Consider the following 14,474-nt stretch of genomic DNA (forward strand, 5'->3'; position numbering starts at 1 on the left):
TACCAGTGCTGCGGCGGCCTGCCGCATGCACCCTCACGCTACACTGTTCGCGCCGGGCTGAGACGGTTCAGCGGGGACCGGCAACAACATTCATAACGATTAAAGCAAATGACCAACGCAATGGCGATGTTGAGCGAAGCGGATTTCATGACAGTGGTACGGCTCGCGCCGCTCGTTTCGATCGATCTGATCGTGACCGACGGCAACCGGCGGGTGCTAGTCGGACAGCGGCGTAACCGGCCCGCGCAGGAAACGTGGTTCGTTCCGGGCGGACGGATCGCGAAGGACGAATCGCTCGATGCGGCCTTCAGGCGCATCGTGCATAACGAACTGGGTGTCGCGAGTGCGGAGCGATCGTCCGCGCGATTCTATGGCGTCTTCGAGCATCGCTACGACGACAATTTTGCGGGAACGCCGGGGTTCGGCACGCATTACATCGTGCTGGCTTACGCAATGAGCTTGAGTGGTTCGGTGCCGATCGGACGGTTCGATCAGCATAGCGGATACGAGTGGCTACTCGCGGATGAACTGCTGGCACGCGAAGACGTGCATGAGAACACGAAGGCGTATTTCAGGTAACTGAGTGGGGTAACTGCGTGGCAACTGCATAACCGCTTCGAGGCGCGATCAGCGCCTCGAAGCGTATTCAACACGGCTTAGGCATCGACAGGAAGTTCGTCTTCCGCATCACCGGATTCGATCTCGAGCGGCTCGATCACCGGAGCCGGCGCCGGTGCGAACTGCGAGCGCAGATACTCCGAGAATTCGTCGCGCACTTCGGGGTGGCGCAGCGCGAATTCGACGGTCGCCTTCAGATAGCCGAGCTTGCTGCCGCAATCGAAGCGCTTGCCGCGATACCGGTACGCCAGCACTTGCTCTTGCGAAAGCAGCGTCTCGATTCCATCGGTCAACTGAATTTCGCCGCCTGCGCCCGGCTTCTGCGAACGCAGGAATTCGAAGATGCGCGGCATCAGCACATAGCGGCCGACCACGCCGAAGTTCGACGGCGCGACTGCGGGGTCCGGCTTTTCGACCACGCGCGAGAGCTTGAAGAGGCCGTCGTCCCACGGCTTGCCTTCGATCACGCCGTACGAGCGCGAATCCTTGCGGTCGATCTCCTCGACGCCGATCACCGACGAATGGTAGTGATCGAACACCTCGACCATCTGCGCGAGCACCGGCGGCTGGCCGTCGAGCAGGTCGTCCGCCAGCACCACGGCGAACGGCTCGTCGCCGACGAGCTTCTCCGCGCACAGCACCGCGTGGCCGAGACCGAGCGCTTCGGCCTGACGCACGTACATGCAGGTCACATGGCTCGGCAGAATGCCGCGCACGAGTTCGAGCAGCTTTTCCTTGCCACGCGCTTCGAGCTCGGCTTCGATTTCATACGACTTGTCGAAGTGATCTTCGATCGCGCGCTTGCTGCGCCCGGTCACGAAGATCATCTCGGTGATACCTGCGGCCATCGCTTCTTCGACCGCGTATTGAATCAGTGGCTTGTCCACCACCGGAAGCATTTCCTTCGGGCTCGCCTTCGTTGCAGGAAGGAATCGCGTGCCGAGGCCCGCCACCGGAAATACCGCCTTGCGCACTTTTAGCATCGGCTCACCTTGTTGAATTGTTGTACGAGGCAGCGCGCCGCCGTGTGAGCACCGGCCGCCTCTTCGTAGAGTCGCAATCGCCCGATTTCATCAGACGACACGAGTGGCATCAGCTTATTCGTCCGATATCGAAATCATCTGCCAACACATCGTCATTTTCAGACTGGCGGCGCGGCGACTGTTGGCTGCCGCGTATAGTGCGTCGCATGTGTGCTTACTTTTCCCGCTTTCGACGTTCTTTCGCGAACAAAGGGGATGAAAGGGAAAAAGGGAGAAAGTCGATGATGTACGCCAGTGGTACGGGCAGGCTCGAAGCGGTGCGCTCGCCCGAACGTCATGCGCCGTCCGCCGACACGGCAAAGCGGATAGGCATTCTGATCTTCGAGGACTTCTCGCTCGTCGAAGTCAGTTCGATCTCCGAGGTCTTTTCGCTCGCGAATGAAGTGCGCCTGCCCGCGGCCGGCGTCGAACGTGGGGAGCCGCACGCTTTCCCGCAGCGTACGCCGAACTATTCGCTGCAGTTCGTGTCAAGCATGGGGGGCAGCATTGCAAGCAGCTGCTCGATGCGCATCTGGACCGAAAGCATCGAAGCGCGCTGGATGAACGACTGCGATGCGCTTTTCATCGCAGGCGGCGCGGGCGCGCGGGTGGCTCGCCAGGACGCGCTCCTGAGAAAGCAGTTGGGCCGCGTCGCGCCCAAGATTCCGTTCATCAAGGCCATCGGCGAAGGCGCGCATATTCTTGCGGCGGCGAATTTGACGCTGCAAAATCGATCGCTCGATTTCAACGAAGAGCCGGGCGCGCAGGCATTGTCGTCGGCGCTGTCGCCGGCGTTATCGAATGCGCTGTGCATCGCCGAGCAGACGCTCACGCTCGACGATCCGAAAGGCCCGATCGCCGCGGCCCTCTCGATGGTCAAGCGCGATTACGGCGCGGCCGTGGCGCGCGAAGTATCGGAGCGGTCCATTCCTGGCGCGTGGCAGAAGCTCGCGATGGTGCTCGACGACAGCGACAGCGTCGGCGTGCGCCAGAAGATCGACGCGGCCGCGCGCTGGATCCGCGAGAACTACGTGAAGCCGATTTCCATCACGGATGCGGCGCGCGTCGCGGCGATGAGCGAACGCAATTTCCTGCGGCGCTTCAAGGCGCAGATCGGGCTCACGCCGTCGGAATACTTACTGCGCGCGCGTCTGGATGCAAGCTGCATGCTGCTCGCCGCGACGGACTTGCCGGTGGACAAGATCGCGCGGCGCTGCGGCGCGGGCAGCGGCGACGGCCTCGCGAAGATTTTCCGCAAGCGCCTTTCGATTTCGCCGACCGAATATCGGCTCGCCGGCCGCAGAAAGCAGGCGGACAGTTCATAACAACATCGTCACATCGACGGATACCTAAGACGGATACGTATGCAAGAACGGGTACTGTGGATTTTTTCTAATCTCGGGGATGCGGCGCTTTTACTGCCGCTCGCGTTGGTCTGTGCGGTCTGGCTGCGCTCGGTGGACATGCGCCTTGCGGTGCGCTGGGCCGTGCTGCTCGGCATCGGCATGGGCCTCGTCGGACTCTCGAAGATTCTGTATGCGGGCTGCGGGCTGGAACTGGCGGCGGTCAACTTCCGCATGATCAGCGGGCACACCATGCTCGCCGCCTCCATCTACACGGTCGCGGGCGGACTGCTCGCGGGCAGCCTCGGCGGCTGGTGGTATCGGCTGGGCGCGGCGGGCGGTCTTGGCCTCGCGGCGCTGATCGGCGCGAGCCGCATCATTCAGGACGCGCATACGCCGAGCGAAGTCGTCGTCGGCTGGGTGCTCGGCGCGGCCATCGCGACGATGCTGCTCGTGCGCGTGTTCGAGCAGCCGCGCAAAATGCCGCGCGCCATCGTGGCGGGCGTCGGCCTGCTCGCGGTGTCGTCCATTGCTTACGGGCATCACGCGCCGTTTCAGCGGCTGATCGAGCATTACTCGTGGTGGCTGTGCAAGGGGCTCGGCCTCTGACGCGGCGCCTCACGCCGTGCGTGGCGCACGGCGAGCGATCCCCAAGTATGATCCTCTGTTGATTACAGGCTCATATTCACGATTCGGGATCTCGGGATGGACCGCTTCCTTGCAATGAAAGTCTTCGCGCGCGTGGTCGAGGCGGGCAGCTTTTCGAAAGCCGCCGACGCGCTTCGCCTGCCGCCCGCGAGCGTGTCGCGAACGCTGCAGGCGCTCGAAGCGCATCTCGGCGCGCGCCTGCTCAATCGCACGACGCGCAGCATCAGCATCACCGAAGACGGCGAAGCCTATTACGAGCGATGCGTGCGCGTGCTCGGCGAAGTCGACGACATGGAGGCGTCGCTCTCGCGTTCGAAGCTGAGTCCCAAGGGCAACGTCAAGGTGAGCCTGCCGCAAGTGATGGCGAAGAACACCATCATTCCCGCGCTGCCGGAGTTCTTCGCGGCGTATCCCGATATCGGCATCGAACTCGTGCTCACGGACCGGCAGGTGGATCTGGTGGAAGAAGCCGTCGATTGCGTCGTGCGCGTGGGCGCGATCGGCGATGTGGGACTCGTGGCGAAGCGCATCGGCGCTTATACGCAGATCACGTGCGCGTCGCCCGGTTATATCGAACGATACGGCGAGCCGCAGACGCTCGACGACCTGGACCGGCATCTGGCCGTGGGCTATGTGCTCAACAAGTCCGGGCGCGTGCGGAACTGGGAGTTCCTCGTGAACGGCGAAACGCGCGCGGTCGCGCTCAAGTACAAGATCGCCGTCAACGACGCCGATTCATATATCGCGTGCGGTCTGTCGGGGCTCGGGCTGATCCAGAGTTCGAGCTATACGCTCGATCCGCATCTCAGAAGCGGCGCGTTGCGTCGCGTGCTCGCGGACTATCCGGCGCAACCGCGCGTCGTGTCGGTGCTGTATGCGGCGAACCGGCATCAGCCGCGGCGCGTGCGCGTGTTCATCGACTGGGTCGCGGAACTGTACGCGCGCCTGCCGGCGTTTCAGGAAAGCGAAACACGGTCCTAGCGGTCCTAGCGGTCCTGGCGGTCCTGGCCGTCGAACGATCACTTCGCCGCCTTCGCCTTCGTCACCGGCACGCTTTGCAGCACCGGCGCGGCGGCCGTCTGATACTCCGGCACCCATCTGCGCAGATCGCGGCGCACTTCGTCGTCCGACAGCACGCGATGCTGCATGAGCCACGGCAACAGTTCGTCGATGAACCCGTCCGGCACGCCCCGCGCCTGCGCGATGCGCAGCTTCGGATGCGGCGTGCGCGTGGTGGTTTCGTCGTCGGCGAGCAGTTCTTCGTAGAGCTTCTCGCCCGGGCGCAAGCCCGTGAACACGATGCGAATCTGCTCTTCGCTATAGCCATAGAGGCGAATCAGATCGCGCGCCAGATCGACGATGCGCACCGGCTGCCCCATGTCGAGAATGAAGATCTCGCCGCCGCGACCCATGCTCGACGCCTGCAACACGAGCTGCGCGGCTTCGGGAATCGTCATGAAGAAGCGCGTGATCTCCGGATGCGTGACCGTCACCGGCCCGCCCTTCGCAATCTGCTGCTGGAACTTCGGGATCACGCTGCCCGCGCTGCCGAGCACGTTGCCGAAGCGCACGGTCTCGAACTGCGTGCGCGGCGCGGTTTGCTGCAACGCCTGACACGTCATCTCGGCGAGGCGCTTGCTCGCGCCCATCACGTTGGTCGGGTTGACGGCCTTGTCGGTGGAAATGAGCACGAAATGCCGCACGTCGTGGCGGATCGCCGAGCGCGCGACGCGCAGCGTGCCGAGCACGTTGTTGCGCACGGCCTGCCATGCGTTCTGCTCTTCCATCAACGGGACGTGCTTGTAGGCCGCCGCATGAAAGACGATATGCGGCGTGAACCGCGCCATCGTCTGATCGAGCAGCAGTGAGTCTTTCGCGTCGCCGACCACCGGCACCACGGAGAAGTCCGGAAACTTCTCGTGCAGCTCTTCGATCAGGCGGTACATCGCGTATTCGCTCAAGTCATACGCGACGAGTTGGGCGGGCGAGAAACGCAGAATCTGCCGGCACAGTTCCGAACCGATCGAACCGCCCGCGCCCGTCACCATCACGACGCGCCCGTGCAGCAGTTGCTCGACGTGCGGCATGTCGATCTTCACCGGCTCGCGGCCGAGCAGGTCTTCGAGGTCGATCTGCCGCACGCGCGAGAGGAAACCGCCCTCGCCTTGCGTCAACTGATTTAGCGCGGGCAGCACCATCACCTTGACGCCCGCGCGCACGCAGAGCGTCGCGACGCGCCGCTGCTCGTCGACGGACGAAGACGGAATCGCGATGATCGCGTAGTCGGTCTTGTACTGCTCCGCGACCTTCGACAAGTCGCTGAACGAGCCGAGCACCTTGTGGCCGAGCACTTCGCGGCCTTGCTTGGCGGGATCGTCGTCGAGCAGGCCGACGAGACGCCATTCCGACGACCGCGCAAGTTCGCGCGCCAGCATCGCGCCGGCCGTGCCCGCGCCCAGCACGATCACCGGCTTGCCCTGCCCGACGAGCCCGCCGTACAGATAGAACTCCTTGCCCGCGCGATACAGCGCCCGCGCGCCGCCCATCGCCAGAAACAACAACAGCGGCGCGACGATCAGCACCGAGCGCGGAATGACGGGCGTGGGCTGGGCCATCACCGCGCCGATCATCACGACGAGCGCGCCGACCACCACGGACTTCGAAATGCGCATGAGATCAGGCAGGCTCGCGAACACCCACATGCCGCGATACAGCCCGAAGACGCGGAACATGACGCCGTACACGGGCAGCACCCACGTCAGCGCAACCAGCGCGCCGTGCCGGAAGTCATGCGGCACCGTGCCGTTGAAGCGGATCAGGTAAGCGGCGAGCCAGGTGCCTGCGACCGCGCAAAGGTCGAACGTGAAGGCGCCTGCGGAAAGCCATGAAGCTTTGAATCGAATCATCCGCGACTACCTCGAGAGTGTTCGGAGGCCAGCGCCGCATGGCGCCGCCAGCATGTATCGACTGCGAGTCCCGCCACCACCAGAACGATAGCCCAGGCCGCGACCGCGACCCACTGCCCCATCGGCGCAAACGCGAGCGCCAGGTTCGCCAGAACGACGCCCGCCAGCATCAGCGCGTACCAGGCGAGCGCGGTGCGGGCGTGGCCGACGCCGAGCCGCACCATGCGCTGATAGTAATGCTCGCGATGCGCCTGCCAGAACTGCTCCCCGCGCGCGAGGCGCCGCAGCAGCGTGACGGATGCATCGCCGATGAACGGCGCAAACACGAGCGCCGGAAACCAGACCGGCCACGTGCCCTTCAGCCAGCCCCAATAACCGAGTGCTCCTGCGAAGAATCCTAGAGGAATCGACCCTGAATCGCCTAGAAATATTCGTGCCGGATGGAAGTTGAAGAGCAGAAATCCCGCCGCCGCGCCCGCGAGGGCCGCGCTGGCGATGCCCAGATCGATCTGCGGCACGGGGCCGGACAGCGCCGCGACCGCGTAGCCGCCGAAGCCGATGAGCGCCATGCCGCCCGCGAGCCCATCCGAACCGTCCATGAAGTTGTAAAGATTGACGAGCCAGACCATCAGGAAACCGACCGCGACCAACGCCCACCACGGCACCGGAGCCGGGTTCAGCAAGATCAACAATGCGACGGCGGCGACGTGCGCCCCGAAACGCACGCGCGCAGGCAGGCCACGGCGATCGTCGATCTGCGAAACGGCAGCGAGCGCGGCGGCGAGCACTGCGGCGAGCCACATCGACGGCGTGAGCAGCAGCATCGCGATGACGGCGACCGGCACGATGCCCCAGCCGCCGACACGCGGCGTCGGGCGAGTGTGCAGCGAACGATCGTTCGGGATATCGGTGGCGAGCCGCCACGCGAGACCGGTGCGCAGCAGCGCGAACAGGATCGACGCGCAGACTCCGAGCGACGCAGCCGCGACCCATACGGCTGCTGTCCACGGCGAATGCACGAGGAAAGGAAACAGCGAGGCACTCATTTCCCGATTGGCCTTGTGTACGTTTTTTAAGCTAAGCCGATGATGCCGGTTCCGCGCTGACCCGCGTGTTACCGCCACTTATCGGTTGTTACCGGACGTTAACTCGCCGCGACCCGGCGGGAATTAGCGTCCTTCTGCCGCACGTTGCTGGAGAAACCACGCGGCGGTGGCTGCGAGACCCGCCTCCAGCGAGTACGAGGGGCGCCAGCCTAGCACATCGCGGATATGCGCCGAATCGACACGCAAGCTGCCGGTGAGCCGCTCGACCTGCGCGGTCTTGCCGGTGAGCCGCCCCGCCGCCTGCAACAGCCCGACCGGCACGGGCAGAAGACGCGCCGGACGCTTCAGATGATGCCCGAGCCGGCGCGCGAGTTCGGCGACGCCGGGATCTTCGCCGTCGGTCACGTGGAAAATCTGGCCGGCCGCGCGGGGATTCGTCGCGCATTCGACGAGCGCGCTCGCGAGGTTATCGACATAGACGAGGCTTCGCTGCGCCATCACCGCGCCGATGGGCAGCGGCACGCCCCTCGCGATCGCCCGCATCAGCGCGAGAAAGTTGGCGCGCACCTCGGGCCCGTAGACGAGCGGCGGACGCGCGATGACGATTTCGAGCCCGGTGCGCGCGCCGAACTCCTGGAGCCTGACTTCGGCTTCCGCTTTGGAGACGCCATACGCGTCCGGCGGACGGCGCTCGTCGGTTTCCTTCAGCGGCTCGCCGTGGTCGAACTCCGCGAGCGCCTTGATGCTGCTCACGAAGACGAAGCGCGTAGCGCCGGCGCGACGGGCGGCGTCGGCGGTCTGGAGCGCCCCGTCGACATTGACTGCGCGGAACGCGGCGAGCGGATCGGCGGCGGCGTCGCGCATGACGTGCACGCGCGCGGCGAGGTGAATTACCGCATCGCAGCCTTCGAAGACGGCGGGCGTGATCGCATCGAGCGATTCTATTTGAACGGTATGCGGCCCCGCGCTCTGACGAACAATGCCGAGCGGTTCTCTGCCCGCGTCGAGCAAGGCCCGCGTGACCGCGCGGCCGACGAAGCCGTTGGCGCCCGTGACGGCGATGCGCCCGGTCATAGCCATTTCCAGCCGAAGCGGCTAAAGAACTTGTACGCCGACGCGATGAAGAGCTTGATGTGCGTCCAGCCCTTGCCCGCCGCGTCGCCGCCGTGATGCAGCACGCGCACGGACGGCACGTAGGCCACGCGCGCGACGTCGTGCGTGCGCAGGCTCAGGTCGTAGTCTTCGAAATAGAGGAAATAGCGCGGATCGAAACCGCCGAGTTTCTTCAGCACTTCGGTGCGAAACAGCATGAAGCAGCCGCTGACGATGGGCGGGTCCCAGACGATGTCCTTGTCTCCGATCACGTCGCGCATTTCGTATCGCGCGAGTCGCGCTTTGAATGGCGCTCGCATGCTCCGTGGGAGGAAGCCGCGGATGAAGAGGTCGAAAACCGTCGGGTAGCGGCGGCAGAGGTATTGCCGGCTGCCGTCGTCTTCGATGATCTGCGGCGAGAGCAGACCGACCTCCGGGTGCGCGTCCATGAAAGTCAGCGCGTGCGTGAGCGCGTCGGCGTCCAGTTCGATGTCGGGGTTCAGGATCAAGTGGTAACGGCTCGATGCGCGTTCGATCGCGAGGTTGTGGCCTCGGCCGTAGCCGACGTTGCCTTGGCCTTGGATCAGGCTCATCTCGAGGCGCGCATCCCCGGCGAGTGCGGACCAGTCTATCGCTTCATCTGTCCCATTGTTGATGAGGTAGAGCGGCGTAGAGCCGGCCTGCGCGGCAACGCGCGTCGGAGTCAAAGCGGTACCGAGCGTATGGAGCGTGCGCTCGAGAAGCCGACGGTGCGGGCGATAGACGACGAGAGAGACGCTTATTGCTTCGGGCGGCGTGGCCTTATTGGATTCGGCGTTCAACTGCATCCTTCGTTGATGAGATTCAAAAACCTGCCCCTGCCGATCACGCGGGCGCTCGACGGACCGGCCGGCGTTCTATTCTCGCGCAGATGAGGGTGCGGCAGGAAGTCGTTGTCGATCACCTTGTTGGGTAAGGGTTCGGCAAGCGCCCACCGTAGAAATCGGCCCCTTCCACGCAATGACGCCGTCATGTGAGACCGGCCTGCTCAGGCGACGGTCCTTCCAAGTTGGACCGAGTTCACAGAAGGTAGAAGCGCTGGATGACCACCGGAATGAGCGAGGCGAAGCTGAACAGCGGAAATAGCGCGACACACACCACCATGACCGACCGGCAGCGCATAAGGCCCCGCGATTGCGCGGTCGGCCGCGAAGGCAGCGATGGCAAGGCTAGCGCGAGCAGCGGGAACACCGCGAGGAAGTAACGGCCTTGCACGCCGTCCACCACTGGGGCCCCCACCGCCGTCCACGCGAGGTAGAGGGAAGCGAAGATCATCGAGACCGTTGCGAACACCGCCAGAAGCGGGACCGCTGATAGCGCCCGCTTGCCGGTCGGAGCGTCATCGTAAATCAGACCACTGGCGGCCAACGCAAGACAAAGCATCACGAATGCGACGACGTAATAACCGCGGTGAAAGTAGGTATCCAGCCAACCGAGCGCGCCGACGAAGCTCTGGAAATAGAACACTCCGTTCAGCTTCAATGTCGTGGCGGCGATTGCAAACACTTGGCCGGGATAATGGAAAAGATAGAGGAGTTGCCCCGACACCGAATGAGAAGGCCCGAAGTCGGACCACGCGTGGTATCCGAACGCAATCACCGCCAAGGCCGACAACGCGACCGTCATCGCAATGAAGGTGAGGCGGCGACCCCACTCATACTTGTCCGGCCGGCCGGACATGTTCAGTCCCGGATGCAGCAGCATGACGAGCAAACCTGCAAGAGGCGGCCGCGCCGATATGCAGACCACGAGCGCCGCGACAACCAGCGCAGCATACTTCCCGGCGAGCGGGCGCTGATCGTGAATCAGTCTGTCCATCGCGGCGATGATGAGGAAACACAGCGGCAGCACAGTGACCTCCTGGCTCACCGACGAATAGATCATCATCGTGGTCGGCAATGACGCGGTCGCGAAAAGGAGAATGGAAGTGCGGCGCGAAATGGCGACAGCCAGAGCCGTCAATGCGATGCTGAACAGGAGCCCCGCCGTGCAGGCGAGCGCATATGTGCTATGGACGCGCATGCCGGCCACGCGCCCCGCAGCGATAGCAAGAGCCTGCGGCACGTAGGCGAACGCGGGATAGATCGCGGTATTCGGAAAGCCGACTCTTTCCATGCGCCCGGACCAGACGAGGTCGTCAGTGGCCTTTCGCAGAGCATTCGTCGCCTTGACGTCCGCGTGAAACGGAATCTTCGAATACGCGTTCGCAAAGGCAATAGCCGAAGCGTCGACGTCCCCGCCCGATGTGTCGTCGTATCTCTGTCCGTACCAATGACCCTCTGCGATCTGCGCGGAGCGAAAGAAATGCGCGAGCGCGTCCGGCGTCTGAAACGGTGGAGTAGCCAGCAGAAGAAAGAGCCCGGATGCCAGCGAATAGACCAGCAATAGCGCGCAGAGCTTTACGGCAAGTGGTAGCCGCGCGATCTGGTGAAACGTTGAAGCGGATTCCGTCGGCATGAGAGTTGAGTTCGATTGAGTTCGGGATCCACAGCGGCTTCGAGTCCGCGCATGCCCGCCTATCAGGGCCGGTGGCCGGCATTCTAGCGCGCTGCTGTCCTTCGCCGGCGCGCATTGTCGAGCCCAGCGCAGCGCATTGCCAGCGTCGTCAGCCGCATACCCAGGCACGCCTTGTCGAGCGGCCGACCACAACGACTACAATACGCACGCCGGCGCAGCCCTCGTTCGCCAGCCGCAGCCTTGTACTCAATGTCGAGTGTCTATGCTTCAATCCACAAAATCGCTTCGCACCGCTGTCGTCATTCCTTGCTACAACGAGGCCGCTGCGATTGCGACCGTCGTGAGCGACTTTCGAACAAGTCTGCCGCATGCGGACATCGTCGTGTTCGACAACAATTCGAGCGATGACACCGCCGGCGTCGCACGGAATGCGGGCGCAAGCGTCATATCCGTCTCGCTGCAGGGCAAGGGCAACGTCGTGCGCAGGATGTTCGCAGACGTCGATGCGGACATTTACGTCATGGTAGACGGCGATGCAACCTACGATGCGTCGGCGGCACCCGCGCTGATCGAGACGCTTCTTCGAAACCGGCTCGACATGGTGGTCGGCTCTCGCTTGTCCGACGAGCAAACCGCCTATCGCCTCGGGCACCGGTTCGGCAACGTGTTGCTGACGCAATGCGCGGCTGCCATCTTCGGCCGGACATTCAAGGACATGCTGTCGGGCTACCGGGTCTTCTCGCGGCGGTTCGCCCGGAGCTTTCCTGCCCACTCGGCGGGTTTCGAGATCGAGACCGAGTTGACGGTCCATGCGTTGGGCCTGCGCATGCCGGTTGCAGAGATCGTGACGAACTACAAGTCGCGCCCGGAAGGCTCGACGAGCAAGCTCAACACCTATCGCGACGGACTGCGGATCTTGCTCATGATCGGCAGGTTGTTCAAGTCGGAAAAGCCACTGGCTTTCTTCACGGCCGGCTTCGTCGTCTGCACGCTGATGTCGGTCGGCTTCGCGATTCCGGTGTTCGAAACCTTCGTCGAGACGGGGCTGGTACCGCGAATTCCTACCGTGATCCTGAGCAGCGGCCTCATGCTGCTGGGCGCCATCCTGCTTATTTGCGGCATCGTGCTGGATACCGTCACACGGGGGCGCAATGAGATGAAGCACCTCGCTTATCTGTCCGTCCCCCCGCTTCCGAGTGAAATCGACAATGACTGACTGGCAGTCTCAGTTCGTTCGCTTCGGGGTTGCGGGAGCCATTGGCTTTCTCGTCGACGCTGGCGTGCTCTATGCGGCGTTGGGCCTTGGCGCCGGGCCGCACCTCGGACGCGTCATCTCGTTCCTTTGCGCTGCCTTCGTCACCTGGCGAATCAACCGGCGCTTTACGTTCACGGCGGACACAGGACGCTCGGCCTGGCGCGAATGGATCGAATATCTGCTCGCGATGTCGGCGGGCGGCGCGGTCAATTACGTCGCATACGCGATCGCCCTGCACTTTCTGCATGACGGCGCTTATCGCCCGGGAACGGCAGTCGCCATCGGTTCGCTTGCAGGCATGTGTGTGAATTTCGCGGCAGCCAAGTTCTGGGCCTTCAGAACCTAAGAAGCACTGCACATCTCGATGGATACGACAACGGCAAGCGATCGGACGCATAGGTTCCGACGCATCGACATGAACAGCCCGCGATCGCTCATGCGCGCGTCCTGGATCGTTCCGCTGGTTTTCGGCCTGTTCTCCGTGGCTCAAGGCGCGGACGCCAACTGGGACTTGCGCAACTATCACCTGTACAACGCTTTTGCCTTTCTTCACGGAAGGCTGTCGGTCGACCTGGCTCCTGCTGGTATGCAGAGCTATTTCAATCCGCTGCTGGACGTGCCGTATTACCTGATGACGATGCATCTGCCGGCGATGCTGGTCGGCTTCATCATGGGGGTCATGCATGGTCTGAACTTCGTGCTGCTGCTCGGAATCTGCCGTCTCACGCTGGACGATCTGCCCGAGACTGCGAAGTATCGAACGCCCTTCTGGCTCGCGATCGCCGGCTGTCTGACGGCCAACTTCCTGTCTGGCATCGGCAACAGCATGGGCGACGACACGACGGCGCTTTTCAGCCTCGGCGCGCTGTACATGCTGCTGAAGGCGTGGCCGCGACTGCCGCAGTCCAGCATGCGCGTCATGGCGATGGTGGTGATCGCAGGGTTCGTCTCCGGAGCAGGCGCCGGCCTCAAGCTGACGACGGCGGTGTTCTCAGTCGCGCTCTGCGTCGGACTGCTCGTCGCTCCCGTCTCGTTGCCAAGGCGAGTGTTGACCGCGTTCCTGTTCGGCGTGGGCGTCCTGGCGGGACTCGCGCTCACTGGGGGCTTCTGGTTCGTGGAGATGTGGCATCAGTACGGCAATCCGCTCTACCCGCAGTTCAGTTCCATCTTTCCGAGTCCGCTCACCTCTTCGGTGGCGATCGTGGATACCGTCTGGTTTCCTAAGAACGTGTGGGAATCCCTCGCGTGGCCATTCATATTTTCATTTGATCCGCGCCGTGTCGGACAAGCCCGATTGCATCAAGTGATATGGGCTTTGGCTTACGTTTGCTTCTGGTGGTGGGTGGGCGCGCGCGCACTTGGGCGGATCAGACACAAAGAGAGTCCGCCGTTGCCGTCCCGTGGCCGATACGTCATCGCGTATGTCGCAATCGGCTATGTCGTGTGGATGAAGGTCTTCAGCATTCAGCGCTACCTTGTCTCGATCGAGCTCTGTCTGCCTCTCGTTATCTATCTGATGCTTCGCCAGACGACGACCTATGAGCGAGCGAGCAGGCTAGCCAAGCGAGCATTTATCGCCTGCTCCGTGCTGGTCGTGGCTGGCGGCGCGCATTCGTGGGGGCATGAACGTTGGTCGGGCAGAATGTTTTCCATCGATCTGCCTCCCCTCTCCGCTGCCGAAAGGACGACGGTCATCCTGACCGCCGGCGACCCGCCGCTGGGTTGGCTCGTGCCCCTGTTCCCCGAATCGGTCGCATTCGCCACCATCCGATCAGCTTTTCCCCAAGCGCGGCCTGCATACGACGAACGGCTTCACGCGATGGCGCGTTCGCGCGGCGGACCGGTGTATGCGCTGAGCCCGGCTTATCTGGACAAAGGCGACTACGATTCCGCGCGAAACTCGCGCGAGCTCGCGGACTCGCAGACTGCTCTCGCAGACTATGGCTTCGTGCTCGACGTCGGTTCTTGCAAGCTGTACGACGCCCGGATTGGAGCGGGCGTGTATCCGTATCAGTGGTGCCGCGTCGCGAGTGCGCGGTAGTTGACCG

At 63.5% G+C, this 14,474-nt stretch carries 13 protein-coding genes; 7 read left to right on the forward strand and 6 right to left on the reverse strand.

The window, feature by feature from the left end; all coding sequences use genetic code 11:
• Positions 1–126: 126 nt before the first annotated feature.
• Complete coding sequence (locus NCR35_RS12005; protein WP_250534721.1) at positions 127–579, forward strand: GDP-mannose mannosyl hydrolase; 453 nt, start codon at positions 127–129, stop codon at positions 577–579.
• 77 nt (positions 580–656) lie between these two features.
• Here the strand turns inward: NCR35_RS12005 and galU are convergent, their stop codons facing one another.
• Positions 657–1,601, reverse strand: coding sequence for a UTP--glucose-1-phosphate uridylyltransferase GalU (gene galU, locus NCR35_RS12010; RefSeq protein WP_250534511.1), 945 nt, complete (start codon positions 1,599–1,601; stop codon positions 657–659).
• 281 nt (positions 1,602–1,882) lie between these two features.
• Between galU and NCR35_RS12015 the strand changes: the two genes are divergently transcribed.
• The 3 genes from NCR35_RS12015 to NCR35_RS12025 all read left to right on the forward strand — a co-directional run bounded on the left by NCR35_RS12015 (position 1,883) and on the right by NCR35_RS12025 (position 4,612).
• A complete protein-coding gene (locus tag NCR35_RS12015) occupies positions 1,883–2,965 on the forward strand; it encodes a GlxA family transcriptional regulator (protein ID WP_250534512.1) in 1,083 nt (360 codons plus the stop codon).
• A gap of 39 nt (positions 2,966–3,004) precedes the next feature.
• On the forward strand, positions 3,005–3,592 hold the full coding sequence (locus tag NCR35_RS12020) for a phosphatase PAP2 family protein (protein WP_250534513.1): 588 nt from the start codon (positions 3,005–3,007) through the stop codon (positions 3,590–3,592).
• A 96-nt stretch (positions 3,593–3,688) separates the two neighbouring features.
• Positions 3,689–4,612, forward strand: a complete 924-nt coding sequence (locus NCR35_RS12025) for a LysR family transcriptional regulator (protein WP_250534514.1) — start codon at positions 3,689–3,691, stop codon at positions 4,610–4,612.
• A 38-nt stretch (positions 4,613–4,650) separates the two neighbouring features.
• On the opposite strand, the gene NCR35_RS12030 is transcribed toward NCR35_RS12025, so the two are convergent.
• The 5 genes from NCR35_RS12030 to NCR35_RS12050 all read right to left on the reverse strand — a co-directional run bounded on the left by NCR35_RS12030 (position 4,651) and on the right by NCR35_RS12050 (position 11,363).
• The gene (locus NCR35_RS12030; RefSeq protein WP_250534515.1) at positions 4,651–6,537 is read right to left on the reverse strand and encodes a polysaccharide biosynthesis protein; all 1,887 of its coding nucleotides are present in this window, start codon (positions 6,535–6,537) and stop codon (positions 4,651–4,653) included.
• The gene (locus NCR35_RS12035) at positions 6,534–7,583 is read right to left on the reverse strand and encodes an MraY family glycosyltransferase (protein WP_250534516.1); all 1,050 of its coding nucleotides are present in this window, start codon (positions 7,581–7,583) and stop codon (positions 6,534–6,536) included. Before NCR35_RS12035 ends, NCR35_RS12030 begins: the two co-directional genes overlap by 4 nt.
• A 123-nt stretch (positions 7,584–7,706) precedes the next feature.
• Positions 7,707–8,657 carry a UDP-glucose 4-epimerase family protein gene (locus NCR35_RS12040; RefSeq protein WP_250534517.1) on the reverse strand — a complete coding sequence of 317 codons (951 nt, stop codon included), beginning with the start codon at positions 8,655–8,657 and terminating at the stop codon, positions 7,707–7,709.
• Positions 8,654–9,496 carry a glycosyltransferase family 2 protein gene (locus NCR35_RS12045; protein WP_502801668.1) on the reverse strand — a complete coding sequence of 281 codons (843 nt, stop codon included), beginning with the start codon at positions 9,494–9,496 and terminating at the stop codon, positions 8,654–8,656. Before NCR35_RS12045 ends, NCR35_RS12040 begins: the two co-directional genes overlap by 4 nt.
• A 238-nt stretch (positions 9,497–9,734) precedes the next feature.
• On the reverse strand, positions 9,735–11,363 hold the full coding sequence (locus tag NCR35_RS12050) for a DUF2142 domain-containing protein (protein ID WP_250534519.1): 1,629 nt from the start codon (positions 11,361–11,363) through the stop codon (positions 9,735–9,737).
• Between the two features lie 70 nt (positions 11,364–11,433).
• On the opposite strand from NCR35_RS12050, the gene NCR35_RS12055 reads away from it, so the two are divergent.
• From NCR35_RS12055 to NCR35_RS12065, 3 genes are all read left to right on the forward strand, one after another.
• Entirely contained in the window at positions 11,434–12,387 is a 954-nt protein-coding gene (locus NCR35_RS12055; protein ID WP_250534722.1) for a glycosyltransferase family 2 protein, read from the forward strand.
• Positions 12,380–12,772 (forward strand): GtrA family protein, encoded by a 393-nt coding sequence (locus tag NCR35_RS12060; RefSeq protein WP_244847090.1) that lies wholly within the window; start codon positions 12,380–12,382, stop codon positions 12,770–12,772. The genes NCR35_RS12055 and NCR35_RS12060 overlap by 8 nt, the downstream gene beginning before the upstream one ends.
• Positions 12,773–12,841: 69 nt before the next feature.
• Complete coding sequence (locus tag NCR35_RS12065; protein ID WP_250534520.1) at positions 12,842–14,467, forward strand: hypothetical protein; 1,626 nt, start codon at positions 12,842–12,844, stop codon at positions 14,465–14,467.
• The last annotated feature ends 7 nt before the right edge of the window (positions 14,468–14,474 follow it).

It is taken from the genome of Caballeronia sp. AZ10_KS36, from assembly GCF_023631105.1.
In the GTDB taxonomy this organism is placed as follows: domain Bacteria; phylum Pseudomonadota; class Gammaproteobacteria; order Burkholderiales; family Burkholderiaceae; genus Caballeronia.